The 24,682-nt window shown below is 69.4% G+C and carries 20 protein-coding genes and 1 pseudogene; 9 read left to right on the forward strand and 12 right to left on the reverse strand.

The genetic code is table 11. The annotated features are described in order from the left end of the window. Position 1: 1 nt before the first annotated feature. The 3 genes from JNUCC0626_RS09105 to JNUCC0626_RS09115 are packed head-to-tail and all read left to right on the forward strand — an operon-like array spanning position 2 to position 3,299. A complete protein-coding gene (locus JNUCC0626_RS09105) occupies positions 2 to 907 on the forward strand; it encodes an ABC transporter permease (RefSeq protein ID WP_394622000.1) in 906 nt (301 codons plus the stop codon). Continuing rightward, on the forward strand, positions 904 to 1,770 hold the full coding sequence (locus JNUCC0626_RS09110) for an ABC transporter permease (RefSeq protein ID WP_394619236.1): 867 nt from the start codon (positions 904 to 906) through the stop codon (positions 1,768 to 1,770). The genes JNUCC0626_RS09105 and JNUCC0626_RS09110 overlap by 4 nt, the downstream gene beginning before the upstream one ends. Continuing rightward, on the forward strand, positions 1,767 to 3,299 hold the full coding sequence (locus tag JNUCC0626_RS09115; RefSeq protein ID WP_394619237.1) for an ATP-binding cassette domain-containing protein: 1,533 nt from the start codon (positions 1,767 to 1,769) through the stop codon (positions 3,297 to 3,299). Before JNUCC0626_RS09110 ends, JNUCC0626_RS09115 begins: the two co-directional genes overlap by 4 nt. 685 nt (positions 3,300 to 3,984) lie before the next feature. On the opposite strand, the gene JNUCC0626_RS09120 is transcribed toward JNUCC0626_RS09115, so the two are convergent. Beyond that, positions 3,985 to 6,702: a BTAD domain-containing putative transcriptional regulator gene (locus JNUCC0626_RS09120; protein ID WP_394619238.1), complete on the reverse strand. Its 2,718-nt coding sequence runs from the start codon at positions 6,700 to 6,702 to the stop codon at positions 3,985 to 3,987. 165 nt (positions 6,703 to 6,867) lie between these two features. Here JNUCC0626_RS09120 and JNUCC0626_RS09125 point away from each other — a divergent pair, with 165 nt between their 5' ends. After that, positions 6,868 to 8,979: a choice-of-anchor P family protein gene (locus tag JNUCC0626_RS09125; RefSeq protein ID WP_394619239.1), complete on the forward strand. Its 2,112-nt coding sequence runs from the start codon at positions 6,868 to 6,870 to the stop codon at positions 8,977 to 8,979. A 30-nt stretch (positions 8,980 to 9,009) separates the two neighbouring features. Here JNUCC0626_RS09125 and JNUCC0626_RS09130 read toward each other — a convergent pair whose 3' ends face one another. Further along, positions 9,010 to 9,399 (reverse strand): cupin domain-containing protein, encoded by a 390-nt coding sequence (locus tag JNUCC0626_RS09130; RefSeq protein WP_394619240.1) that lies wholly within the window; start codon positions 9,397 to 9,399, stop codon positions 9,010 to 9,012. Between the two features lie 52 nt (positions 9,400 to 9,451). Here JNUCC0626_RS09130 and JNUCC0626_RS09135 point away from each other — a divergent pair, with 52 nt between their 5' ends. Next, positions 9,452 to 10,423 carry a GlxA family transcriptional regulator gene (locus JNUCC0626_RS09135; RefSeq protein ID WP_394619241.1) on the forward strand — a complete coding sequence of 324 codons (972 nt, stop codon included), beginning with the start codon at positions 9,452 to 9,454 and terminating at the stop codon, positions 10,421 to 10,423. Here the strand turns inward: JNUCC0626_RS09135 and JNUCC0626_RS09140 are convergent. The 5 genes from JNUCC0626_RS09140 to JNUCC0626_RS09160 form a co-directional block, all read right to left on the reverse strand. Beyond that, positions 10,401 to 10,940 carry a GrpB family protein gene (locus JNUCC0626_RS09140; protein WP_394619242.1) on the reverse strand — a complete coding sequence of 180 codons (540 nt, stop codon included), beginning with the start codon at positions 10,938 to 10,940 and terminating at the stop codon, positions 10,401 to 10,403. The two genes, JNUCC0626_RS09135 and JNUCC0626_RS09140, sit on opposite strands and share 23 nt — an antisense overlap. Positions 10,941 to 10,943: 3 nt before the next feature. After that, positions 10,944 to 11,816 (reverse strand): non-homologous end-joining DNA ligase, encoded by an 873-nt coding sequence (gene ligD, locus JNUCC0626_RS09145; protein ID WP_394619243.1) that lies wholly within the window; start codon positions 11,814 to 11,816, stop codon positions 10,944 to 10,946. Continuing rightward, the gene (gene ligD / locus JNUCC0626_RS09150) at positions 11,806 to 13,248 is read right to left on the reverse strand and encodes a non-homologous end-joining DNA ligase (RefSeq protein ID WP_394619244.1); all 1,443 of its coding nucleotides are present in this window, start codon (positions 13,246 to 13,248) and stop codon (positions 11,806 to 11,808) included. Before ligD (JNUCC0626_RS09150) ends, ligD (JNUCC0626_RS09145) begins: the two co-directional genes overlap by 11 nt. Further along, positions 13,249 to 14,073: a Ku protein gene (locus JNUCC0626_RS09155; protein WP_394619245.1), complete on the reverse strand. Its 825-nt coding sequence runs from the start codon at positions 14,071 to 14,073 to the stop codon at positions 13,249 to 13,251. 131 nt (positions 14,074 to 14,204) lie between these two features. Beyond that, positions 14,205 to 15,182 carry a tyrosine-type recombinase/integrase gene (locus JNUCC0626_RS09160; protein ID WP_394619246.1) on the reverse strand — a complete coding sequence of 326 codons (978 nt, stop codon included), beginning with the start codon at positions 15,180 to 15,182 and terminating at the stop codon, positions 14,205 to 14,207. Positions 15,183 to 15,957: 775 nt separating this feature from the next. On the opposite strand from JNUCC0626_RS09160, the pseudogene JNUCC0626_RS09165 reads away from it, so the two are divergent. Then, positions 15,958 to 16,333, forward strand: a pseudogene (locus JNUCC0626_RS09165) (DUF664 domain-containing protein); the annotation flags it as partial. 79 nt (positions 16,334 to 16,412) lie between these two features. Beyond that, complete coding sequence (locus JNUCC0626_RS09170; RefSeq protein WP_394619247.1) at positions 16,413 to 17,207, forward strand: LLM class flavin-dependent oxidoreductase; 795 nt, start codon at positions 16,413 to 16,415, stop codon at positions 17,205 to 17,207. On the opposite strand, the gene JNUCC0626_RS09175 is transcribed toward JNUCC0626_RS09170, so the two are convergent. Beyond that, on the reverse strand, positions 17,196 to 17,756 hold the full coding sequence (locus JNUCC0626_RS09175; protein WP_394619248.1) for a TetR/AcrR family transcriptional regulator: 561 nt from the start codon (positions 17,754 to 17,756) through the stop codon (positions 17,196 to 17,198). The two genes, JNUCC0626_RS09170 and JNUCC0626_RS09175, sit on opposite strands and share 12 nt — an antisense overlap. 9 nt (positions 17,757 to 17,765) lie before the next feature. Next, entirely contained in the window at positions 17,766 to 18,635 is an 870-nt protein-coding gene (locus JNUCC0626_RS09180) for an SDR family NAD(P)-dependent oxidoreductase (RefSeq protein WP_394619249.1), read from the reverse strand. A gap of 146 nt (positions 18,636 to 18,781) precedes the next feature. Here JNUCC0626_RS09180 and JNUCC0626_RS09185 point away from each other — a divergent pair, with 146 nt between their 5' ends. Next, entirely contained in the window at positions 18,782 to 21,673 is a 2,892-nt protein-coding gene (locus JNUCC0626_RS09185; protein ID WP_394619250.1) for an NACHT domain-containing protein, read from the forward strand. Here the strand turns inward: JNUCC0626_RS09185 and JNUCC0626_RS09190 are convergent. Together JNUCC0626_RS09190 and JNUCC0626_RS09195 are read right to left on the reverse strand one after the other, a co-directional pair. Then, positions 21,621 to 21,887 (reverse strand): hypothetical protein, encoded by a 267-nt coding sequence (locus tag JNUCC0626_RS09190; protein ID WP_394619251.1) that lies wholly within the window; start codon positions 21,885 to 21,887, stop codon positions 21,621 to 21,623. The two genes, JNUCC0626_RS09185 and JNUCC0626_RS09190, sit on opposite strands and share 53 nt — an antisense overlap. A 2-nt stretch (positions 21,888 to 21,889) precedes the next feature. Continuing rightward, positions 21,890 to 22,834, reverse strand: a complete 945-nt coding sequence (locus JNUCC0626_RS09195) for a helix-turn-helix transcriptional regulator (RefSeq protein ID WP_394619252.1) — start codon at positions 22,832 to 22,834, stop codon at positions 21,890 to 21,892. Between the two features lie 52 nt (positions 22,835 to 22,886). On the opposite strand from JNUCC0626_RS09195, the gene JNUCC0626_RS09200 reads away from it, so the two are divergent. Next, on the forward strand, positions 22,887 to 23,969 hold the full coding sequence (locus JNUCC0626_RS09200; protein ID WP_394619253.1) for an epoxide hydrolase family protein: 1,083 nt from the start codon (positions 22,887 to 22,889) through the stop codon (positions 23,967 to 23,969). 54 nt (positions 23,970 to 24,023) lie between these two features. Here JNUCC0626_RS09200 and JNUCC0626_RS09205 read toward each other — a convergent pair whose 3' ends face one another. Beyond that, positions 24,024 to 24,653 carry a class I SAM-dependent methyltransferase gene (locus JNUCC0626_RS09205; RefSeq protein WP_394619254.1) on the reverse strand — a complete coding sequence of 210 codons (630 nt, stop codon included), beginning with the start codon at positions 24,651 to 24,653 and terminating at the stop codon, positions 24,024 to 24,026. Positions 24,654 to 24,682: the final 29 nt, after the last annotated feature.

The raw sequence follows: 24,682 nt of genomic DNA on the forward strand, positions 1-24,682 counted from the left end.
GATGGTGGCGGTACTGGGTTTCTTCCTGTTCCGGGTGGTGCCCGGCGATCCCGTCGTGTCGATGACGCGCGGCCGTCCGACCACCGAGGCGCTCCAGGCCGAGCTGCGCGCGCAGTTCGGCCTGGACCGTCCGCTGCACGAGCAGTTCTGGAGCTACTTCACCTCGCTGCTGCAGGGTGATCTGGGCACGTCGTTCACGTTCCGCAGGCCGGTGGCGGAGGTGATCCTCGAACGCCTCGGGCCGACGCTGCTGCTGGTGGGCACCTCGACGCTGATCGCGGTGCTGCTGGGGTTGTGGCTCGGGGTGCGGGCGGCGTGGCGGCGGGACTCGGCGTTCGACCGGGTCACCACGGGGGTGTCGCTGACGTTGTGGGCGGTGCCGACGTTCTGGCTCGGCATGCTGCTGATGATGGTGACCGGGGACCTGTTCCCGTCGCGGGGCATGCGCGACACCGACACGGCACCGGACTTCGTGTCGCAGGCCCTCGACGTCGGCCACCACCTGGTGCTGCCGTCGATCACGCTGGTGGCGGTGGTGTGCGCGGAGTACGTGCTGGTGATGCGCTCGTCGCTGCTGGAGGAGACGCACGCCCCGTACCTGACGACCGCGCGGGCCAAGGGGTTGCGTGACGACCTGGTGCGCACCCGGCACGCGGTGCCCAACGCGGTGTTGCCGGCGCTCACGCTGGTGTTCCTGCGGTTCGGGCTGGTGGTGGCGGGGGCGATCACGACGGAGACGGTGTTCTCGTGGCCCGGGTTGGGGTTGCTGTTCTACGACGCGCTCACCGGGCCTGACTACTTCCTGTTGCAGGGGCTGCTGGTGGTGACGGCGGGCGCGGTCGTGGTGATGAACCTGCTGGCCGACCTGCTGCACGGCGTGCTGGATCCACGGGTGAGGGTCGTATGAGCGGGGATGCCGTGGCGAGGTTCGCGCAACGGCCCGGGGTGGCGAGGTTCCTGAGCCACCGGGCCGGGGTCGCCGGTGCCGGGGTGCTGGCGGCGGCCGGAGTGGTCGCGGCGCTGGCGCCGTTGTTCATCCCGGCCGAGGCGCTCGACGTCACGCGCGTGACGGCGGCGGCCTGGCAGGGCCCCAGCACGGAGCACTGGCTGGGGACCGACCACGCCGGACGGTCGGTGGCGCTGCTGATGGCGCAGGGAGCCGGCACGTCGTTGCTCGTCGGTCTCGCGGCGGCGGTGCTGTCGGTCGGCATCGGCACCCTGGTGGGGATGGTGAGCGGGCACTTCGGCGGCTGGCTCGCGGGCGTGTTGCTGCGGGTCACGGACTTCTTCCTGGTGCTGCCCGCGCTGGTGCTGGCGATCGCGTTGTCGACGGTGCTGCCGCGCGGCCTGGGCACGATCGTGCTCGCGATCGGTCTGACGAGCTGGCCGTCGACGGCGCGGATGGTGCGGGCGCAGACGCTGACGATCGAGGCCCGGCCGTTCGTGGAACGCGCGCGGGCGCTGGGCGGCGGGCACGCGCACGTGATCGGGCGGCACGTGCTGCCGTCGGTGGTGCCGCTGATGCTGGTCAACGCCACTCTCGCGGTGGCGTCGGCGATCGTGGCGGAGTCGACGCTGGCGTTCCTCGGGCTGGGCGACCCGACCCGGATCTCGTGGGGCGCGCTGCTGCACCAAGCCCAGCTGCACGGGGCGGTGCCGCAGCGGGCGTGGTGGTACCTGCTGCCGCCGGGCCTGGCGATCGTGGCCGTGGTGCTGGCGTTCACGCTCGTCGGGCGGGCGCTCGAAGCCGTTGTGACGCCGAAGAGGTGACCCCGTTGCTGGAGCTGAAGAACCTCACCGTCCACTACGGACACAAGCGCGTCGTCCACGACGTGAACCTCACCCTGGCACCCGGTCAGACCCTGGGCCTGGCGGGCGAGTCGGGATCGGGCAAGTCGACACTGGCCATGTCGGTGCTGCGCCTGCTGCCCAAGACCGCCCGCGTTGACGGCGAGATCCTGCTCGGCGGCGAGGACGTCCGCACGATGGCGTGGGGACGGCTGCGGGCGGTGCGGTGGGCGTCGGCGTCGGTGGTGTTCCAGGGCGCGATGCACTCGCTCAACCCCGTGCACCGCGTCGGCGACCAGATCGCCGAGCCGATGCGCCTGCACGGCACGGGCGGCAGCGTCGCCGATCTCCTGGACCAGGTGGAGCTGCCCCAGGACAAGGCGCGGGCGTATCCGCACGAGCTCTCGGGCGGGCAGAAGCAGCGGGTCATGATCGCGATGGCGCTGGCGTGCGGGCCGCGGCTGATGATCGCCGACGAACCCACGACCGCGCTCGACGTCGTGGTGCAGGCCCAGGTCCTCACCCTGCTCAAGCGTCTGGTCGCCGAGCAGGACCTCGGGCTGCTGATGATCAGCCACGACCTGTCGGTGCTGGCCGAGACCTGCGGCGACCTGGCGGTGATGCAGGCGGGCGAGGTGGTGGAACGCGGCCGCACCCGTGAGGTGATCGCGAACCCGCGCCACCCGCACACCGCGGCGCTGACGGCGGCGTTCCCGGTGATCGGCGACCCGGCACACCGCTGGACCGAGCCACGACCGACCCCGCCGCCCCTGCTGGAGGTGCGGGACCTGACCGTCGACTACGGCCGCACCCGCGCCGTGGACGGGGTGGACCTGACGGTCGGCGTCGGTGAGATCGTGGCGCTGGTCGGTCAGTCCGGATCAGGAAAAACGACACTGGCTCGTACCATAATGGGGTTGCGGGCGCCGTCCTCCGGTCGGGTGATCTTCGACGGGGCGGAGGTGCCGCGCGGAGGCAAGGCGCTCAAGGCCGTGCGGCGGCAGGTGCAGCTGGTTCTTCAAGATCCTTCCAGCGCGCTGAACCCGCGTCATCGGGTGTTCGACGCGGTGGCCGAGGCGCTGCGCGTGCACGGCCTGCACGACAACGAGGAAGCCCTGGTCACGGCCGCTGTGGAACGCGCCGAACTGCGCCCGGCGGAGCTGTACCTGGACGCGCTGCCGCACGAGCTGTCCGGGGGGCAGCAGCAGCGGGTGGTGATCGCCGGGGCACTGGTGCTGGGACCCCGGTTGCTGGTGGCCGACGAGCCCGTCGCGTCGCTGGACGCCTCGGTGCGCGGGGAGATCGTGGCGCTGCTGCTCCGGTTGCGGGCGGAACTGGGCCTTGCTTCATTGATCATCACGCACGACCTAGGGCTGGCGTGGCAGATCGCCGACCGGGTCGCGGTGATGCATCAGGGGAAAATCGTGGAACAAGGCTCAGTCGAAGAAGTCCTCCTCACCCCCTCTCACGACTACACGCGCGCGCTGGTGCGTGCGGTGCCCGCGGTCTAGAGCGTGATCCCGATCGAACACGCCCGGTCCCGGGCCTCGCTGACGCCTGCCGAGATCGGGCGGGGCGGGGCTGATGGCTGGGTGGACGTGGGCGAGGTGCCGACGCTGGCGAGGCTGGCGTGGCACGACCTGGGCTGCCCGCCCGGGGTGCTGGCCGAACTCGCGCAGGCCGACGACCCGGAGCACGTGCGGGAGCTGTGCCGGATCCTGGCCTCGACCTCCCGCGCGGACACCGCCGCGGTGTGGCGGTACCTGGCCGCGGACTGGGAACGCACCGGCGAGCGCTCCGACGGGCGGCAGCGGTTCCTGCTGGACCGGGCGATGCGCGGCGACGGCGTGGACTGGCACGACTACGCGGCGCTGATGGGCGTGTCCAGGCCCGAGGAGGTCGACGCGGCGTTCGACCGAGACGAGGACATGGTCGGGGTCGCGGTGATCGGCCTGGCGATGTCGTGCCCCGATCCGCTGATCGTCTTACCCCGCGTCGCACGGGCGTTGGACCACAACCGCCTCGAGGTCCGCGAGCAGGGCGCGACGGCGCTGGCGCACGTGGCCCGGCTGCACGGGGTGGTGTCGTGGGAGTGCCTGGAGGTGCTGCGCCGCCACCCCAACGACACCGCCGAGGACGACCTGTGGACGTTCATCGCCCACCACCGCCTGCCGCCGTGGCTGTGGTGGCGCCGGATCACCCGTCCAGGGCGGCGAGTTCCGCGCGCACGGCGGTCTCGGTTATCCGGTTGCGCTGCCCGGCCGCCCGGCGCAGCGCGTCCTCGAAGTGGGCCCGCGCCGCGACCAGGTCTCCTGCGGACGCGGCGACGCGACCGCGTTCGCGGGCGATGTGGCAGCGCATCTCGTCGGGCCCGTACCAGCCGCCGGGCGTGAGGTCCCACGCCTGGTCGCACTCCGCGGCCGCCACGACGTAGTCCCCGCTCACCCGCGCCAGTTCGGCGAGCCCCAGATGCGCGCCGGCCTGCACGACCAGCGCCCCGGACCGGCGTGCGAGCGTGAGGGCGAGCTCGAAGTCCTCCCGCGCCCCGGCGAGGTCCCCGGCCGCGATCTTCGCCTGGGCCCGCCCGGTGACGGCTTCGGCGGTGTCCTCGGTGGCGCCGAGCTCCGCGAGCAGCACGCGGGCCCGTTCGATGTTCTCCAACGCGTCCGCGTGTTCGCCGTCGACCAGCGCGATCTCGCCGAGCTGGTTGAACGCCAGCGCCGCACCCCACCGGTCACCGACCCGCGTGAACGCCCGCGCGCCGTCCCTCAGCATGGCTTTGCCGGTCTCGGGGTCTCCGCCCATCCGCGCGACCAGGCCGTCGCCGACCAACGCGAGCGCGGCGCTCCACGGTTCGTCGTTGAGCAGGCGGTTGCGCCGGTGCCACACCTGCGAGTCGTCCTCCGGCGCCCCGAGCGCCATGCCCCACATCATCGTCATGATCGGGTACCGCGGCGGCGCGTCCAGGGTGGCCAGCAACGCGTCGGCCTGCCGGATCCGCGCGCTCTGGTCCCCGGCCGCCACGGGCCACGCGATCAGCAGGCACAACGCGTACTCCTGCTCCCGCCCCGCCGGTGGTGTCTCCCCACACGCGCGCAACACGGCGTCAGCCAGAGAAGCGGCCTCCGTGCGCAGCCCACGACACCAGTAGTAGGTCGCCAGCGCGGCCACCAACTCCAGCGCCAGCCCGTGGTCGTGCGCGGTCGCCCACCCGACGGCGGCGACGAGGTTGTCGTGATCGGCCGACAACCGCTCCAGCCACGTGATCTGCTCGTGCGCGCGCAGGTGCGGTTCGGCGTCCTGGGCCAGCCGCAGGAACCACCGCGCGTGCCGTTCCCGCAGATCCGGGGCGTGGCTCGCGCAGAACGCCCGGATGGTGTCGAGCATCCGGTACCGGTCGTCGACGACCTCGACGAGTGACTTGTCCGCCAACGACTCCAGCGTGTCCACCGCGGACTCGCACACCGCCGTCACCGCGGCCAGGTTCGCCCCGCCGGAGAACACGGTGAAGCGGGCGGCGAGGTCGCGTTCGGCGTCGGTGAGCAGGTCCCAGCTCCACTCGACGACGGCGTGCAGCGTGCGGTGCCGGGGCGCGGCGGTGCGGCTTCCCTTGGACAGCAACCGGAACCGGTCGTCGAGCCGATCGGCGATCTCGGCCAGGGGGAGTGACCGGACCCGTGCCGCGGCCAGTTCGACGGCGAGCGCGATGCCGTCCAGCCGCCGGCACACCTCCGCGATCACCGCCACGTCGGCGTGGAAACCGGGCTTCACGGCCTGCGCCCGGTCCAGGAACAGCCGCACCGCCGCCTCGGAGTCCAGCGCGGTGACGGGGCTGAGCGTCTCCCCGGTGATGCCGAGCGGTTCGCGGCTGGTGGCGAGCACCCGCACGTCCGGGCACGCCCCGAGGATCCCGGCCAGCACGCGCGCGGCCTCGTCGACGACGTGCTCGCAGTTGTCCACCACCAGTACCACCTCGCGCACCGCCAGCGCCGCCCGCAGCCGTTCCTGCGCGCTGGGCCCGCCGGTGTGCAGCCCGGCCTCGCGCACCCCGATCCCGTCGAGCAACGCCCGCACGACGTCAGTGGTAGCGCTCAGGTCGACGAACGCCACCTCACCGGCCTCGCGGTGCGCGACCTCGACGGCCAGACGGGTCTTGCCGGTGCCACCGGGCCCGACCAGCGTGACGAGGCGGCTCTCCCGCAGCCACTTCGCCACGCGCCGCAGGTCCTCGTCACGCCCGACGAAACTGGTGAGCTGCGCCGGTACGCCGCGATGCGGCGACACCGCCCGCAGCACCTCCAGGTGCGCGGCGCTCAGCACGGGGGAGGGGTCGACCCCGAGTTCGTCGGCGAGCAGTTCCCGGCCGCGCGCGAACACCTCCAGGGCCTCGCTCTGCCGTCCGGCGCGGTGCAGCGACAGCATCAGCGCGGCCCTCAGGTCCTCCCGCAGCGGATGCTCGGAAAGAAGGTCGCGGTGAACTTTTTCGGTCCCGCCGGACAGTGCGCAGGTGATGAGCACTTCAGTCAGGTTCTGCCGCGCAACCTGCACGAACGGCGCCTCGACATCCGCCAGAGCCGGTCCGCGCCACAACGCCAGCGCCTCGGAGGCCCGTCCCGCGTCCAGCAGCTCCACACATCGCAGGTGATCGACCTCGGCCGCCGTGGCGACGAGCCGGTACCCGGCGGGGTGGTGCTCGATCACGAGCCCCGGCACGGTGCGCCGCAACCGCGACACCTGCGACTGCAGGGCGTTGGCCGCCCCGGCGGGAGGCTCGGTGTACAAGCCGCCGATCAGCTGGTCGTGCCCCACGATCCGCCCAGCGTCGAGCACGAGCATCGCCAGCAACGCCCGTTGCCGCGGCGCCGCGACCTCCACGCCGTCGACCTGCACCGGACCGAGCACACCGAACCTCACACCCGGTGATTCTTCCCGACTCCCAAGATCGACGAGGCCGGAACCCGCGTTGCTCCACTTAGGTCGACTATCTATGCATTCCGGTGACCCGCCGTATCCGTGCCGCCACGTGCGGTCTCCTTCCGTTCGGTCGGGGACGAATCTCACGAGCGGAGAAGGCACAGCATGAGACCCATGATCACGGTCGGCACCGCGCTGGTGACCACCGTGGCTCTCGCACTACCCGCGCACGCGGCCGTCGGCAACCTGCCGGGCGGCACCAGCATCGGTGTGACCATCACCAGCCCCGCGAACAACTCCGTGCACCCGCCGGGGCTCGTGAACGTCACCGGCAAGGCCAGCATCGGCACGGGTGTCGCCGTCGTCGACACCGCGCTGACCTACGTCATCGACGTGTCCGGCTCGACCTCGACCGTCGTGTCCGCGGGCTGCGGCGGCGACCAGAACGGCGACGGCCAGCCCGCCTCCATCCTCGACTGCGAGATCGCCGCCGCCAGGGCCCTCAACGCCAAGGCCGCCGTCCCGAACACCGTCGTCGGCAGCGTCGGCGCCGCCGTGTTCGGCTCCGGCGGCGCGACCATCGACGTCGGCCCGGCCGCGGGGGACCAGAAGATCACCGCGCCGACCGCCGACGCCAACGGCAACGGCGTCAACGACATCTCCGAGGTGCTGGGCAGCGTCCGCTTCAGCGGCGTCGGCCTGTTCACCGACCGCAACGCCGGCGGCGGCACCAACTACGCCGAGGGCCTGGCCGCCGGTCTCTCCTCGGCCACCGCGGCGCCCCAGTCGCGCAAGCTCATGATCTTCCTGTCCGACGGCACCGGCGCGGGCAACGTCGACTCGGCGTTGCAGCAGGCGGTCGCCGCGGGCATCACGATCTTCACCTTCGCCGTGTCCAACGGCGTCGCGTGCGGCCCCGCCAACGGCGCGAGCTCGTTGCGCCGCATCGCCGAGGCCACCGGCGGCACCTGCACCGAGGTCCCCGACGTCTCGCAACTGCCCGACGTCGTGCCCGGCGTCATCGCCTCCAAGCTGACCGGCCTCACGCTCAAGGTCGACGGCGGCGCGGACCTGCCGATCACCACCATCACCCCGGGCCTGCCGCAGGACGGCCCCGCCACCGTCGACTACACCGTCACCACCCCGGCTCTGACGCCGGGTGATCACCAGCTGTGCGTCACCGCCCGCGGCACCGACGGCGGAGGCGCGGGCGACGTGCAGGAGTGCGTCACCGTCAAGATCAACGCCCCGCCCGTGGTCGTCGCCGGAGGCCCCTACGCCGGACAGGAAGGCACCGACGTCGGCCTCGCCGGCACCGTCACCGACCCCGACGGCCCGTCCCTGACCACCACCTGGACCGCCACCCCGCAGTCCGGCGTCGACGCGGGCGCCACCTGCGCGTTCGGTAACGCCGCCGCCCAGACCACCACCGTCAAATGCACCGACGACGGCGTGTGGGAGCTCAAGCTCACCGCCAACGACGGCGTCAACGCACCCGTCAGCACCACCACCACGCTCACGCTGACCAACGTCGCGCCGCAGGTCAGCCTGAACGCCGACAAGACCCTGCTCACCCGCGGCACCACGGTGAACTTCACCGCCCCGTTCACCGACATAGCCGCCAACGACACCCACACCTGCACGTTCGACTTCGACGACGGCTCACCGATCGTCAACGGCACTGTCAACCAGGGCACCTGCAAGGCCTCCCGCACGTTCACCGCCCTGGGCGCCCACAACGTCCTGGTCAAGGTCACCGACGACGACGGAGGCGCCGCCACCGCCGTGCTCAAGGTCGTCGTCTACCTGCGCGGCGAAGCCTGGGCACTCAACGCCACCGGCCTCATCAACGTCGCCAAGACCCCGCACGCCCAATGTCCCCCCAACGAGGACAAGACCGTCGCCAGCATCAACGTGCTCGGCCTGGCCCAGGTCAACGCCCTGCACGCCGACTGCACCCTCAACCCCGACACCGGACGCACCGTGGCCAGCGCACGGGTGGAAGGAGCCACCCTGCTCGGCGGCGCCATCAAGCTCAACGCCATCGAGGCCAAGTGCGAAAGTGACGCGAACGGCATCGTCGGCTCGTCCAAGGTCGGCACGCTCAACGGCCAGCCCATCGGCACCGGCCCCGCCACCGTCGGCATCCCCGGCGTCGCCACCGTCCACCTCAACGAAACCGCCACCGGACCGAACGGCCAGCTGATCCAGAACGCCGTCCGCGTCCGCACCCTGCTCGGCCAGGAGATCATCCTGTCGGCCTGCCGCTTGGGCTGACGCCGCTGACACGTGCTGGGGAGCACCGCGCTAGCTCCCCAGCACGTGCCCCGTCGTCGCGTCCACGTGCGCCGGCACCTCCTCGTGCCGATCACCCACGGTCGACGTCCCGGACGGCTCGAACATCAGGATCCGCGCACCGCCCGGCGACGACGGCTTGTGGAACGTCCCCCGCGGCACCGTGAACACCGCACCCTTCACCAGCACCACCGCACGGTCCGGCCCGCGCAGATCGATGCGCAACTCACCGTCGAGCACCAGGAAGAACTCGTCGGTGTCGTCGTGCACGTGCCACACGTGCTCACCCTCGACCTTCGCCACCCGCACGTCGTAGTCGTTGACCCGACCGACGATCCGAGGACTCCACAACACGTCGAACGAGGCCAGCGCCTCGTCCAGAACAACAGGATGCTCAGTCACGAACCCAGCCTCGCCGCTACCGGGCCCCGGCTGTGAGTGCTAGGAATCGCACATGCCGCAAGAATCCTCGCACCGGGTGGTCGTCATCGTCGACGAGAACTCCAACCCGTTCGAACTCGGCTGCGCCACCGAGGTCTTCGGCCTGCACCGCCCCGAACTCGGCGGCCACCTCTACGACTTCCGCCTCTGCTCACCCACCCCGCACACCGCGATGCGCGACGGGTTCTTCACCCTGACCGGCGTCACCGGCCTCGACGCCACCGACCACGCCGACACCCTGATCGTCCCCAACCGCCCCAACGTCGAGACCCCACGCCGCCCGGACGTCCTCGACGCCATCCGCCGCGCCCACACCCGCGGCGCACGACTCGTGGGGTTCTGCAGCGGCGCCTTCACCCTCGCCGAAGCAGGAGTGCTCGACGGCCGCCGCGCCACCGCCCACTGGCAGTGGGCAGACGAGTTCCGCACCCGGTTTCCCCAGGTCACCCTCGAACCCGACGTGCTGTTCGTCGACGACGGCGACATCCTCACCTCCGCCGGCAGCGCCGCCGCCCTCGACCTCGGCCTGCACCTCGTCCGCCGCGACCACGGCGCCCAGATCGCCACCACCGTCAGCCGCCGCCTCGTCTTCGCCGCCCACCGCGACGGCGGCCAGAAGCAGTTCGTCGAACGCCCCGTCCCGCACGTCCCCGACGAGTCACTCGCCCCCACACTCGCCTGGGCCCAGCACCACCTGGACACCCCGCTCACCGTCACCGACCTCGCCCACCACGCCGCCGTCAGCCCCGCCACGTTGCACCGCCGGTTCCAAGCCCAACTCGGCACCACCCCGCTCGCGTGGCTCACCGGTGAACGCGTCACCCTCGCCTGCCGCCTGCTCGAACTGGGGGAGAAGCGCCTCGACGTCGTCGCCCGCCGCACCGGCCTGGGCACCACCACCAACCTCCGCGCCCTGCTGCGCCGCGACACCGGCCTCACCCCGTCGCAGTACCGCCGCCGCTTCAGCCCAGCGCCCGCGCGATGATCCCCTCGACGACCTGCGTCTTCGCATCGGCGTAGTCCTGCACGCGTTCCCACGTCCGCACCGCGAGCGCCCGCTTCACCCGCTCGTACTCCGCCCGCTCCTCGTCATGCGTCCGCAGCCGGTCCCGGAACGCCAGCATCCGCTCCACCTCGGCACACCCGGCCGAGAAGACGTGCATGTTCACGTTCGGCGCCGTGCCCTTCAAGAGCCGGTGCTCGTACCAGCCCCGCTCCCGCACCCGCAGGTAGTAACCCGCCTCCACCAACGCCGGCACGTACGCCGCCTCATCAGCAGAATCCGGCACCACCAGCACCACGTCGATCAACGGCTTCGCCGCCAACCCCGGCACCGACGTCGACCCGCAGTGCTCCACCAGCACCACCCGATCACCCAACGCCGCCCGGATCTTCGCCTCCTCCGCGGCGTACCAGCGCGGCCACTCGGCGTTGTACTCCTCCAACGTCACCGGCGCGTTGTGCGGCGGCTCCGGCGTCACGTACTCGACCTCGTCCGACATCGTTCACCCCCCGAACAGGTCCCCGGCCTCCTCCACCCGCGCGAGCACCTCGTCGGCCAGGAACAGAAGATCCTCAACAGCCTCGCAGTCTTCCACCTCGTCCCACGTCACCGGCGTCGACGCCGCCGGACGCTCCCGAGCCCGCAACGAATACGGCGCCACCGTCGTCTTCGCCGGATTGTTCTGCGACCAGTCGATGAACACCTTCCCGGTCCGCTGCGCCTTCGCCATCGTCGACACGATCAACGCCGGCGACTCCTGCGCCAACCGCCGCGCCACCGCCTTCGCGTACTCCGCCGTGTCCTTCGCCGGCGCGTACGCGTACACCTGCATCCCCTTGTTCCCCGACGTCTTCACCCACGAATCCACACCGTCGTCATCGAGCACCACCCGGATCTGCTCCGCCACCCGAGCACACTCCACGATCGTCGCCGGAGCCCCCGGATCGAGATCGAACACCAGCAGATCAGGATCTCGCTTACCCCCGCGCGGCCCCACCGTCCACTGCGGCACGTGCAACTCCAGCGCCGCCAGGTTCGCCAGCCACACCAACGTCGCCAACTCGTCCACCATCACGTAGTTGACCGTCTCGTTGCCCTTCGAGCTACCGGGAGAGTCCAGCCGCATCGTCCGCACCCACTCCGGACGGTGCTCCGGCGCGTTCTTCTCGAAGAACCACTTCCCGTCCACCCCGTTGGGATAGCGCTTCAACGTCACCGGACGATCCTTGAGATGGGGGAGCAGCACCGGCGCGATCCGGGTGTAGTAATCGATCACCTCACCCTTGGTGAACCCGAACTCCGGGTACAACACCTTGTCCAGGTTCGTCAGCTTCAACACCCGGTCCTCGACCTTCACGGTCGCGTCACTCGACAACCCGACGCACCTCCCCAGCCGCCTTGTCCGGCCGCAGCCCGCGCCACGACGGAAACCGCATCCGCCCGTCCGGCGTCCACTGCCGGAACACCACCTCCGCCACCAACTCCGGCTCCACCCACTTCGCGCCCTTCGCCCGCTCCCGCGGCATCTCCGTCACGAACGGCGACACCTTCCGGGCGAGTGCCTTGAGCCGTGGCGTCAGCACCGCCAGCTCCGCGTCGTTGAACCCCGTGCCCACCGACCCCGCGAACGCCAGCCCACCGTCCTGCGGAATACCCAGCAACAACGCCCCGACAACGCCCGCGCGCTTGCCCTCACCCATCCGCCACCCGCCGATCACCACCTCCTGCGCCAGCAGATCGGTGATCTTGCGCCACACCGGGCTCCGCACGCCTGGTTGATAGGGGGAGTCGAGCCGCTTCGCCACCACCCCCTCCAGCCCCTGCTCCCGGCTCGCCGCCAGCACCGCCGCCCCGTCATCGTCATACGACGGGGGAGTCAGCCAGTTCGAGCCCCGCAGCTCCAGGCCCCGCAGCAGCTCACGGCGTTGCCTGAACGGGAGCTGGAGGGTGGAGGTCCCGTCGAGGTGCAGGAGGTCGAACAGCAGGAGAGTGATGGGGTACTGCCGCGCGGCCCGTCTCGCGGCCTCGGACTTCGTGACGTGCATCCGGTTCTGCAGAGCGCTGAAACTGGGGATGCCGTTCTGCAGAGCGACGATCTCGCCGTCGAGCAACGCCTCCGTCGACCCGAGCTGCTCACCGACCCCCTGCAGCTCCGGGTAGGCGACCGTGATGTCGTTGCCCAACCGCGACCACGCCTGCACCCGGCCACCCTCGACCCGCAGAATCGCCCGGACACCGTCCCACTTGAACTCGTACGCCCACTGATCATCATCGTCGTGGGGGAGCGGCCCCGGCACCGCCAGCATCGGCTTCACCTGCTCCGGCAACACCTGCCAATCCGGCCGCACCGCCGCGTGCCGACGCTTCATCATCCAGTTCTTCTCGTCCTTCCCCGACCGGAAGAACACGAACTGACCCTGCGTCCGATGACCGTGCAGGACGACGTCCACCTCACGGTCCGACCACTTCACCGTCTCGTAGCGGCCCCGGTCCCAGATGACCATCTCGCCGCCGCCGTACTCACCCTTCGGAATCTCACCCGAGAACTGCGCGTACTCGAGAGGGTGGTCCTCGGTGTGCACGGCCAGACGCACCACATCAGTCGTCGACGGCAACCCCTTCGGCACCGCCCACGACACCAACACACCATCACGCTCCAACCGCACATCCCAATGCAGGCTGGACGCGTGATGCTCCTGAATCACAAACGTGTCGTTGTTGCCCTTCGGCAACTCCTCAGCAGCAGGAACGGGCTCCGGCGTCCTCGCCGGATCCCGCTTGCGCCGGTACTCGTCGAGCCCGGCCATCTACGCCGACGAAGCCTTCTTCTTCGGCGCCGACTTCTTCTCCGCGCCCTTCCGCCCCGCCTTCGCCTTCTCCACACTGCGCTCGAGAGCCGTCATCAGATCGATCACGTCACCCTTGTCCTCGGCCTCCGGCTGCTCAGGCAGCTCCGCACCCTCCGCCTTCGCCGCGATGACCTTCTCCAGCGCATCCCGGTAGTCGTCGGTGAACGTGTCCGGATCGAAGTCACCCGCCATCGACTCCACCAGCGACGTCGCCATCTTCAACTCCTGCGGCCGCACCTCGACGTCGGAGTCCAGGAAGTCGAACTCCGCCTTGCGGATCTCGTCCGGCCACAACATCGTGTGCATCACCAGCACGTCATCCCGCGCCCGGATCGTCGCCAGGGTCTCCTTCTGCCGGATCGTGATCTTCACGACCGCCAGCTGACCCGTCTTCACCAACGCGTCCCGCAGCAGCACGTACGGTCGCGCGGCAGCCTTGTCCGGCTCCAGGTAGTACGTCTTCTGGAAGTAGATCGGATCGATCTCCTCCGCCGGCACGAACTCCAGGACGTCGATCGACTTGTCGGTCTTCACCGGCAACTTCTCGAAGTCCTCGTTCTCCATGATCACCATCCGGCCGTCGTCCAGCTCGTAGCCCTTGGTGATGTCGCCGTACGCGACCTCTTCACCGCACACCGAACAGACGCGCTTGTACTTGATGCGCCCGCCGTCCTCCCGGTGCACCTGGTTGAACCGAAAGTCGTGCTCCTCGACAGCCGAGTAAAGGCGCACGGCGATCGTCACCAACCCGAAGGAGATGGCCCCACGCCACACGGATCTCATTCTCACTGGGTACCCCTGAAATGCGGTTTTCGCACTATCAGGTCACCCACTTGGCCTAACGATCCGGCAACTGAGCGACCCCCGGCCCACGCGTCTCCTACCCGAGCGTGCCGCAAGTCGCTGGAACACCGCTAGATGTCCCGCAGCGCCCGATACGTCCTGTTGCTCGCCACCGCAGCCCGCCGCTCCCGCGCCGTCGCCTCGATGTAGTTCTGACTCGTCGCCAAACTCGCATGCCCCAGCAACGCCATGATCTCGCTCGCGCTCGCCCCGTCCTCCGCCAACCGCGTCGCGAACGTGTGCCTCAACGCGTGCAGATTCGCCCCCGTCGGCACCCGATCGTTCAACCCCGCCCACCGGAAGCACTGCTTCACCAGGTACTCCAGCCCACCCCGCCCGATCGGCTCCCCGTGCCGATCCCGCAGCAACGCGCTGTCCCGATCGAACCGCCCCTGCGGAAACCGCTCCTTGCAGCTCTTCAGATACGCGTCCACGATCCGCTCCATCGGCGGCTCGATGGGCACAGACCGATCGCGGTTGCCCTTGCCCTTCACATGCAGCCTGCGGTCACCCTCACGCCCTACGATCGACGCGAGGATCAACGTCCTCATCTCCGCACTCCGCAGCCCCGCCACCAACCCCAACGCGATGACCAGCACGTCCCGCTCCGGCCACGGATCACGCCCCTTCCGCGCCCCCTCCGCCGCAGCCGTCAGCAACTGCTCAGGAGTGTCCTCACCCCGTAGCGGCTTCGGCACCAGCGGAGGTGTCTTCGGACGAGCCACCGCCCCCATCGGATTCCCCGCGATCAGGTCCTCGGCCACGCAGAACGTCAGGAACTGGTTCCACGTCGACCACGCCCTGAGCACCGAACTCTTCGCATGGGTGTCCGCGAACATCCCGAACGCCAACCGCAGATTTCCACCCGTCAGATGCCCGATCGTCAGGTCCTCGGCGGGCACCAGCAACGTCTCGGCCAGCAGCGTCGTCACGCCAGCGAGATCTCGCTGGTAGGCGGCCGTGGTGTGCGGCGAGTCCTTGCGGGTCCGGCGGGCGAGGAAGAAGGCGTCCTGGGCGGCGCGCACGTGCATATGGATCTTGTACCGCACACCACCGACAATCCTCGCCGCAGGGGGAGGGGAGCGGCTGCCTGTTGTTGGCCTTGACCTGCGAAAACAAGGCGTTCGCGGCGTCTTCGATGATCACCCGGAAGCGCGGGCCGAGGTGCCGTCACCCGGCCTGATCAGGCGCTGAGTTGTGATGTGGGCGCACGGCGGGCGAGTGAGCCGTTTCTCCCCTTGTTCCGTGCTGGATAATGGCAATTATGCATGAAATGTCCGTTTAGTCCGGTTGAACCGTGGCGTGAAAACGGCCCATAGGGACGCTGGACCAGGTGGCGTCACTTGTCGGGGATCGTGAGCGTAATGGCGCCCCGCCACGTACGTCTCACTGACGACACGTCGGTGTCGACCGCGCTCCGACATCGCCGTGGATCTGATGTTGTGGCGTCTGCAAGCGCAGCCGGCCTGCCCGCGGGCTGTCTTGCAGACGCGCCAACACGGGCGTTTCAGCCCCTTCTGAGACGATCTTCGCAGGTCGCCGTTTCGCCGATAATCTACATTATGTCAAGTAACGCAGATCTGGCCCTGCCCCAGGGCTTGTCCTGACGACCTCCTGCGGCCCTCGCCGTCCGCCCGTACGCCGGCGTGCGCGCGTTGGTTCGCTCAGACGGCTCCTGCTGACGTTTGGCCGTGCGGCGTCGCGCCCGTTCTTCGTTCTTGTCGCGAGCGCGACTCGATCTTGTTGGGCGCTTCTCCCGTCTCCCGCGTTCCGTCTGCTTTCGTCACCGTGGCGTTAGGTGTTGTCCTGGCAGGCTCTCGGCTCGTGATCGACGACTTCGCGAAGGCGTACTTGCACAGCGATCTGCGCGAGTTGCGTCAGGTGCTGGTGTGGAAGCTCGACGGTGTGCCCGAAGCCGATGTGCGACGCCCGCTGGTGCCGTCCGGGACGAACCTGACGTGGCCTGGACATGCACGCTGACGAGACGGAGTCCCGTGAGGACATCGTGTCCCGGTATCAGCGAGCCTGTGCCCACTCGGACGCGACGATCGAGGCGTTGGCGGTCGACTCCCCCGGCCATGTGCCGTGGTGGCCGCGTCCTGACGTGATGTTGTTCAGCGTGCTGGTGCACGTGGTGTCGGAAACGGCGCGGCACGCGGGTCACGCGGACATCCTGCGCGAGCAGTTGGACGGCGCTGTCGGCGAGGGCCGTTGAGTACGTTTCCGCAGCTCCAACGCTCGTAAACGATCTTGTCAGGGTCGGTTGCCACACTGGTCCCATGCGATACGCGATCTATGTTCCTTCGTTCGGAGAGTCGCTGGGCGACCCGTCCGTTCTCGTCTCTCTGGGCGTGGCGGCCGAGGAGGCGGGCTGGGACGGTTTCTTCCTGTGGGACCACGTGGTGGTGCCGGATGAGCCGCTGGTGGCTGATGTCTGGGTGACGCTGGGCGCGGTGGCGGCGCGCACGACGTCGATCCGGATGGGTCCGATGGTGACGTCGCTGGGCCGCCGTCGCCCGTGGAAGGTGGCGTTGGAGGCCTCAACCCTCCAACGCCTGTCAGGCGGTCGTTTGGTGCTGGGCGTAGGCGCGGGCGTGCCGCAGGACTTCGAGCCGTTCGGCGAGCGCACGTCACGTGCTCGCGCGTTGTCGGAGGGCGTCGAGCTGGTGCGAGCGCTGTTGTCGGGTGCCGAGGTGGAGCACCGCGGCGAGGTGTTCGAGGTGTCAGGCGTGCGGTTCGCTCCGGTGGACGTACCGATCTGGGTGGGTGGCAACTGGCCGCGCGAGACCCCGTTCCGCGCGGCGGAGCACGCGTCGGGCGTGGTGCCGGCGACGTTCGGTCCGGAGGGCTTGGCCGTGCTGTCCCCTGCCGACGCCGCCCGCCTGAAGGCCGACTTCGTGTCGTCGGGTGGCCCGGCAGAGGGCGACGTGACGATCTGGGGTGGCGCCGACTTACCCGCCGAGGTCGCCGAGTACGAGGCTGCCGGGGTGACGTGGATGCTCACCGACGGCGGCGCTTACACTCTCGACGACCTCCGAGCCTTCGTCGCCGCGGGCCCTCCATCACGCCCGTAGCCCGCGCAGCAACGTCTCGAGGTACCGACGAGCAGTGGGCAGCCGGTCGTCGGGGTTGTCGCCGTGTACGTAGGTGGCGTAGGCGATGCCGCACATGAGCGGAACGATGTCGGCGTCATCGAGGTCGGCTCGCACGGCTCCGGCTTCACGCGCTTTCGTGAGCAGCTTCGCACCGTTGCTCATGATCTGAGTCTTGAGCTCGGTGGTGCGCGGCAGCACGTCCTGTGCCGCCGCCGACACCTTGACGAGCGCAGGATCGGTGACCTGTCCCTCAACGATCTTGGCGAGGAACGAGGCGAACGCCTCCCACGCATCGTCGTGGGAAAGCCCCTGCTCCCCCTGGCTCGCGAGCGCCTCGAGACAGGGCGTGGCGACGGTCTCGAGCAGCGCCTCGGTGGTCGGAAAGTGCCGGTACACGGTCCCGACCCCGAGCCCGGCCCGCCGAGCCACGTCGTTGAGCTGCAACGGAGTGCCCTCGTCCACGAGCTCGCGGGCAACGGCCACGATGTGCTCCCAGTTGCGGGCGGCGTCCTTCCGCTGCGGCGTCATACCGAAAGACTAATTGGATACGCCATCCGCAACGCGCTGCAGTGGCGCGTACCTCTCACTGAGCCGCCGCACAGCCAACTGCACCCGCGGATCGGCAGCAGCCCGAGCAGGCTTCACCGGCACGGCGTGCCGCCCGACAACAGTGCCACTGGGTAGATCCCCGACGGCAGCGACGATCGACGACCGAGCGGCCACGGCCGCGGGCCCGGAGGTGGACTTCTCAAACGTGCGCCGCACCAACGGCCACAACACCCGAAGCCCAGGCGACACGATCTTCGGCGAGAGCAGCGTCCCGTCGGTCATGTCGGTGGCCGCTCCCCCAGGATCGGCAGCGAACACCTTCACCCCCGACCCTTCCAGCCTCTGGGCGAGGTCGAGCGTGTAGGCGAGGTTCGCAAGCTTGGCGCGCCCGTACCAATGGAACCCGTAGTACCCACCAGGAGGCTCAACGGCGTCGAACACCTTCTTGGCCGTGACGATGGACCCGGACGTCACGTTGACGACCCGATCGGCGAGCACCGGCAACAACAGTTCGGCAAGCAGGTAGGGCGACAGGTGGTTGACCACGAACGACCCTTCCACCCCACCAATCTCCACCCGCTCGGCGAACATGGCCCCAACGTTGTTGACCAACACGTCCACCTCCCCCTCACCACCGATCACCGAGGCCAACGCCCGTACCTCGTCAAGCGACGAGAGATCGGCCTGCAGGAACCGAGCGCCTTCCCCTCCCCTGGCGTTGATCCTCTCGACGGCCCGAGCTCCACGCTCCGCGTTGCGCCCAACGACGGTGACGGCAAACCCGGCCTCCGCGAGCCCCAACGCAGTCTCCAGCCCGATCCCGCCGGTCCCAGCAGTGACAACAGCCTTGCGCCCCATGCCCACTCCTCAATTCGGATACCGAATCCGCTTACGTCACCGAAGCTAGCACAAATCCGGATGAGCTATCCGCTTCTGTGTCGCACGATTGGTCTGTTGGTGTCGTTCCGGACCAAAACCAGCACGCCATCAGGTACACAGTTCGGGTGCGAAAGACCTACAGCTACAACGAGGCCGTCAAGATCCTCGGCGGCAGCAACCACCCCGTGGTCGACGCCATGGACAAGCTCCTGGGCGGCGCGCTCCTGGCGGGCTCGTTGGGACTGTGGGAGGTGCTGAGCCTCTTCGACGCCAAGCCGGACTTCATCAAGCTCAGCAACGAGCTCATCACCAAGCTCTCCCGCACTCGCCGCGAGGCGAGCCGCTACTCCCGCACCCAGCAGCTGCACGCCGCGCACGCGATCGTGGTGATGACGGCGTTCTTCGAGGCCTGCGCCGAGCAGCAGATCAAGCTGGACAGCAGCGACGAGAGACTGACCACCAGCAACAGCCCATGGCAGATGGAACTACCGCTGCCGTCGGCGGATCGCCCGTACGAGCAGAACTTGATGGTGGTCGAGCACCTCTACCTCAGCCTTGGTGACCTGGTGCACTTCAACTTCGGCGTTCTGGACAGCTGGAACCAGCGAGGCCAGGTCGAGCGGGACCGGCTGCGCGACGTCGTCACCCGTGTCGTGCCGGAGCGCGCACTGGAGCGCTACGAGGAGTTGCTCGCGCAGCTGGCAGCAGACCACCCCGAGGTCGGCTTTTGGTGCTCGACCGCGGACGGCATGGCCACCCGCAAAGCGCTGGCGGGTCTGGAGGACGTGCTCCGCGAGATCATGACCGCCCGGACGCCCGCGCCGTGGATCGCGGAGCTCGCTGGTGCCTATGAGGGCGCGTTGCGGCGCCCGCTGGCGAAGGACGTGCCCGGCGGCGTCCGAATCCCGAGCCTGGAGGAGGCGTACGTCGATCCGCGGTTCCAGGTGTTCGCCAGTACCGAGAGCTTCGAGGCTCCGTCGCTGCTCGAATGGTGGGGCTCGGTGCCGGCCCGCGACGATCTGCACGCGTACCTGGTGGGGTACCTGACCTCTCCGCAGGCCCTGTCCGCTCCGCTGCTGGTGCTGGGTGATCCGGGTTCGGGCAAGTCGGTGCTGACGGAGATGCTCGCCGCGAGGTTGCCCGCAGAGGACTACGCCGTCGTGCGGGTGGAGCTGCGCAACACTCCAGCGGATGCAGGGCTGGACCAGCAGATCGAGCACGGGCTGCGCCTGCTGCTGCAGGAGTCGGTGAGCTGGGCGGACTTCTGCCGCGAGGCCGGCGGTGCCTTGCCGGTGGTGATCCTGGACGGGTTCGACGAGCTGCTGCAGGCCACCGGCGTGAGCCAGACGCGCTACCTGTCGGCGATCGCCGACTTCCAGCAGCGGATCGAGGACATGGGCAGGCCGGCGGCGTTCGTCGTGACGAGCCGGTTGAGCGTGCGCGCCGGTCTGGAACTGCCCCAGGGCACGCAGGTGGTGCGGCTCATGCCGTTCGACAACGACCAGGTGCGGGCGTGGCTGGAGGTGTGGAACGCGGTCAACCGGCCGTTGCCCGCGGCCACAGTGCTGGACTATCCGGACCTCGCGTCGCAGCCGCTGCTGTTGCTGATGCTGGCGTTGTACGACGCGGTCGACAGCTCGTTCCAGCGCGACCACCTCGGCCTGAGCCGAGGCCAGCTGTACGAACGCCTGCTCACCCAGTTCGCTCAGCGCGAGGTCGTCAAAGGTCTCTCGAACGTGTCGGCAGCCGACTTGGGCAGCGACGTCGAGGTCGAGCTGGAACGTCTGTCGGTCGTCGCGCTCGCGATGTTCAACCGCGGCGTGCAGTGGGTGGCCGAGCACGCGGTGACGTCCGACCTCGGCCAGTTGCTCGGCATGGAGTCGGCGGAGCGCCTGTCCGGCACCCGGACGCCTCTCACCGCTGGTGAGAAGGTGCTGGGGCGGTTCTTCTTCGTGCAGAAGTCAGAGGCCGTGCGTGACGACCTGACGAAGCTGCGCACGTATGAGTTCCTGCACGCGACGTTCGGCGAGTACCTGGTGGCGCGGTTCGTGTGGGACAGGCTGCTCGAGCTGCACCGGGAAGACGCGACGCGATCTCGGCGCAAGAACGCGCAGGACGACACGGAGCTGTACACCGTGTTGGCGCACATGTCGCTGACCACCAGCAAGCCGGTGCTGGACTTCCTGCGGGAGCGGTCGGACACGCCGGACCGGGACGAGTTGTTCGATCTGGTGTCCCGGCTGCTGGCCCAGCGGGACGACACCAGGAAGTCGCGCGGCGACTACGAGCCGACGCGGTTGTCGGACTCGGCCAGGGACGCGAAGTACTCGCTGAACCTGGTGGTGCTGGCGTTGGCGTTGAAGGGCGAGATCTCGTCCGGTGACCTGGGGCTGAACGTCGAGGACTGGCAGCGGCTGACGCTGTTCTGGAAGTCACGCGTGTCGTCGGGTGAGTGGGCCAGCGTGGTCCGTGCGCTCTGGGTCCTGCCGGTGGAAGGGACCCAGAGGTTCACGTTGGCGCTGGGTGACCGCACTGAGAGCTACCTGCCGATGGCCGAGCCCTATGTGACGTTGGACGAGGTCAGCCTCACGTTGTGCAATGCGGTGCGGCCGCTCGCGGAGAAGTACGGCATCGATGTGGCTGGTGCGTTGGCGGGGCTGGACGGCGCAACCGACCAAGAGTGGTTGCCCGCCTTGCAGCGGCTCCGCGACGCGGACAAGAACAACGTCGTGTTCTGGCATGAGTTGTACGCCAGGCTCGGCACCGGTGGCGACGACCTGGCGCTGATGCGGGCGTTCGCCGACCACACGACGGGAATTCCTGTGTACTCACAGCTGGACTGCTTGCTGAGACTGCACGATCTCGGTGTTGATGGCACTGAAGTCGATGAGTTCCGATTCGGGCTTGCGTCCGCGCTGGAGCGCCTTTCACAGGAGAAGGTCCCTCCACTGCCGCCCTATCTGGTCAAGCGGGCCAGGCGGGCGGCGGAGGAGTTGGGTATCCGGTTGAACTGGTGAGTTCGGCGGCCAGGTCGGCCAACTCGCCCTCGGACAGGTCGCGCTCCCCCACCCTTCGCAGCAACTCCGCGCGTGAGCAGACCACGACGGCTCCGGGCCGGCGCCCCAGCTCCGCGGCCGCGACGATCGAGGTCTCCCCGTTGTGCAGGACGAGGATCGGGTCGGGCGTGTCGGTGTAGAGCAGGCGCTCGATGTCACGTCCGGTGATGGCCATGCTCAGTCTTGTACGGCGCGGGCGTAGCGGGCCGCAAGGGTGCGAACGTGTGCCACGAGTTCCGGTGGTGAGGTGATCTCGAAGTCGAGGTCGAGCATGCCGATCCACACGGCGAGGGTTTCGAGGGAGTCGGAGCCGGTCACCAGCACGCACGAGACGTCGTCGACGGCTTCCACGGTGCCGATCATGGCGTTGATGCGGGCGGCCACCACGTCGGCCGGGGCGTGGATGAGGACTCGGGCTTGGAAGCGCCAGGCGGCCTGGTTGACGCGGGAGGCCACGTAGGTGGTGGCGTCGAAGTCTCGTGGGGGGAATCGGGGGCCGTACGGGGGCTGGGGTGGGGTGATGCGGTCGACACGGAAGCTGCGCCAGTCGGACTTGTCGGCGTCCCAGGCGACGAGGTACCAGCGGCGGCCCCAGTTGACCAGGCGATGGGGTTCTACGCGGCGGCGGGTGGGGGTGCCGTCGTGTGCCTGGTAGTCGAAGCGGAGGGTGTCGCTGTCGCGGCAGGCGGCTGCCAGGACCGAGAGCAGTTCGGGGTCCAGGGCTGGGGCTGGGTGGTCTCGGGGGACGGATTCGATCTGTTCCAGCGCGGAGACGCGGTGGCGAAGGCGGGAAGGCAGGACCTGTTCGAGTTTGAGCAGGGCGCGCAGGGAGACCTCTTCGAGGCCCGTGACGGCGTTGGTGCGCAGGGCGGCGGCTACGGCTACGGCCTCGTTGTCGTCGAGGAGCAGGGGTGGGAGTTCGGCGCCGGCGCCGAGGCGGTAGCCGCCGAACGAACCCGTGGTGGCGTTGACCGGGTAGCCCAGTTCGCGCAGGCGGTCGACGTCTCGGCGGACGGTGCGGGGGCTGATCTGCAGTTCGTCGGCCAGTTCGCTGCCCTGCCAGTCGCGGCGGGACTGGAGCAACGCGAGCAGGCGCAGCAGGCGGGCCGAAGTTTCCAACATGGACGGACACTTTAGGACAGGAGATGGCCGCAAGGCTCGTTAGCCTCGGGTTATGACGGAGATCAGGGAATTCCACATCGCGATCGACGACGCCGACCTCGACGAACTCAAGGCTCGGCTCAGCAGGACGCGGTGGACCGACCAGGTCGAGGGGGCCGGTGCGCGCTACGGGGACACCGTCGAGGACGTGCGGGAGATGGCGCGGTACTGGGCGCAGGACTTCGACTGGCGGGCGGTCGAGGCGCGGCTCAACTCCTTCCCGCAGTTCGTCACCGAGATCGACGGCACGAACGTTCACTTCCTGCACGTCACCAGCCCGAACCCGGACGCGCTGCCGGTGCTGCTGATCCACGGGTGGCCGGGGTCGGTGATGGAGTTCGTGGACGTCGTCGAGCACCTGCGCGAGGACCACCACCTGGTGATCCCGTCCATCCCCGGGTTCGGGTTCTCCGGGCCGACCAGGGACACCGGCTGGCACTCCGGGCGGATCGCCGCCGCGTTCGCCGAGCTGATGGCGCGGCTGGGGTACGCGCGGTACGGGGTGCACGGCAACGACGCGGGCGCGATCATCGCCCCTCAGGTCGGGCAGGCCGATCCGGAGCACGTGGTGGGCGTGCACGTCACGCAGATCTTCTCCTTCCCCTCCGGCGACCCGGCGGAGATGGAGGGGCTGACCGAGGACGACTACCGGCGCCTCGGGGTGCTGCAGAACTTCTGGGAGAGCATGTCCGGCTACGCCAAGCTCCAGCAGGCGCGGCCGCAGAACGTCGCGTTCGGGCTCGCCGACTCCCCCGTCGGCCAGCTCGCCTGGACCATGCAACTCATGAACGAACCGGCTGTCACGAAGGACTTCCTGCTGGCGAACGTCGCGATCTACTGGTTCACCGCCACCGCCGGGTCGAGCGCGCGGCTGTACTTCGAGGACGCCCACCGCGAGGAGCAGCCGGGGCCGACGACCGTGCCGATGGGCGTGGCAATCTTCCCCGACGACTTCCAGACCATCCGCCGCTTCGCCGAGCGCGACCACCACAACCTCGTGCACTGGTCGGAGTTCGAGACCGGCGGTCACTACTCCGGGCACGACGCGCCGGAACTGCTGGCGGGTGACATCCGGGTGTTCTTCGCGAAGATGTGAGGCGGCTCGAAGCGGGGTTGGGGGGACTGGCAGGCGGCGGGTCGAGAGGCCCGGCTAGGCGCGCCAGACCGTGGCGCTGCGGGTCTCGGTGCTCTCCAGCGTCATCGGCACCGGCACCTCGTAGCGGGCCTGCGCGGCGAACCGGTCGCGGGGCAGGTGCGCCCGGTCTGGATCCCCCAGCAGCACCACCGCGCCCCGGGCCGCCGCCCGCAGCAGGAACGGCAGCACCAAAGCCGTGATCTCGGCGTCGTAGAACACGTCCCCGGCGAGCACCACGTCGGCGCCGTGCGCGTCGCTGTCGAGCTGGTCGTCGCCCAGGACGTGGACCGTGACCCCGTTGGCGGCCGCGTTGAGGTCGGTGGCCGCCAACGCCAGCGGGTCGATGTCGTTGGCCGTCACCGAGTCCGCTCCGGCCAGCGCGGCGGCGATCGCCACCAGGCCCGAGCCGCACGCCAGGTCGAACACCTTCCGGTCGCGCACCAGGCCCGCGTTGTCGAGCAGGTGCCGCGCCAGCGCCTGGCCACCCGCCCACGGGAACGCCCAGAACGGCGGCTGGTCGTGGTGAGTGAGCTCCCACAGGTCCATCGCCTCGGCGGCGCTGTGCAGCAGCACCTCGGGCACCAGCGGCACGGGGGCCAGCGTCGTGTTGGCGAGCACGAAGTCGGTGAGCGTGGGCGCGGACATGACGGTGAAGCTTAGGGGCAGCGCTCTGG

The sequence above is a fragment of the Lentzea sp. JNUCC 0626 genome (assembly GCF_043632865.1).
Lineage (GTDB): Bacteria > Actinomycetota > Actinomycetes > Mycobacteriales > Pseudonocardiaceae > Lentzea.

What these genes read in the sequence shown, in the direction of transcription:
- JNUCC0626_RS09105 (WP_394622000.1), top strand. Translation starts at nt 2, where the DNA reads ATGGTGGCGGTACTGGGTTTCTTCCTGTTCCGGGTGGTGCCCGGCGAT.
- JNUCC0626_RS09110 (WP_394619236.1), top strand. Translation starts at nt 904, where the DNA reads ATGAGCGGGGATGCCGTGGCGAGGTTCGCGCAACGGCCCGGGGTGGCG.
- JNUCC0626_RS09125 (WP_394619239.1), top strand. Translation starts at nt 6,868, where the DNA reads ATGAGACCCATGATCACGGTCGGCACCGCGCTGGTGACCACCGTGGCT.
- JNUCC0626_RS09135 (WP_394619241.1), top strand. Translation starts at nt 9,452, where the DNA reads ATGCCGCAAGAATCCTCGCACCGGGTGGTCGTCATCGTCGACGAGAAC.
- JNUCC0626_RS09140 (WP_394619242.1), bottom strand. Translation starts at nt 10,940, where the DNA reads ATGTCGGACGAGGTCGAGTACGTGACGCCGGAGCCGCCGCACAACGCG.
- ligD (WP_394619244.1), bottom strand. Translation starts at nt 13,248, where the DNA reads ATGGCCGGGCTCGACGAGTACCGGCGCAAGCGGGATCCGGCGAGGACG.
- JNUCC0626_RS09155 (WP_394619245.1), bottom strand. Translation starts at nt 14,073, where the DNA reads ATGAGATCCGTGTGGCGTGGGGCCATCTCCTTCGGGTTGGTGACGATC.
- JNUCC0626_RS09170 (WP_394619247.1), top strand. Translation starts at nt 16,413, where the DNA reads ATGCGATACGCGATCTATGTTCCTTCGTTCGGAGAGTCGCTGGGCGAC.
- JNUCC0626_RS09175 (WP_394619248.1), bottom strand. Translation starts at nt 17,756, where the DNA reads ATGACGCCGCAGCGGAAGGACGCCGCCCGCAACTGGGAGCACATCGTG.
- JNUCC0626_RS09180 (WP_394619249.1), bottom strand. Translation starts at nt 18,635, where the DNA reads ATGGGGCGCAAGGCTGTTGTCACTGCTGGGACCGGCGGGATCGGGCTG.
- JNUCC0626_RS09190 (WP_394619251.1), bottom strand. Translation starts at nt 21,887, where the DNA reads ATGGCCATCACCGGACGTGACATCGAGCGCCTGCTCTACACCGACACG.
- JNUCC0626_RS09195 (WP_394619252.1), bottom strand. Translation starts at nt 22,834, where the DNA reads ATGTTGGAAACTTCGGCCCGCCTGCTGCGCCTGCTCGCGTTGCTCCAG.
- JNUCC0626_RS09200 (WP_394619253.1), top strand. Translation starts at nt 22,887, where the DNA reads ATGACGGAGATCAGGGAATTCCACATCGCGATCGACGACGCCGACCTC.
- JNUCC0626_RS09205 (WP_394619254.1), bottom strand. Translation starts at nt 24,653, where the DNA reads ATGTCCGCGCCCACGCTCACCGACTTCGTGCTCGCCAACACGACGCTG.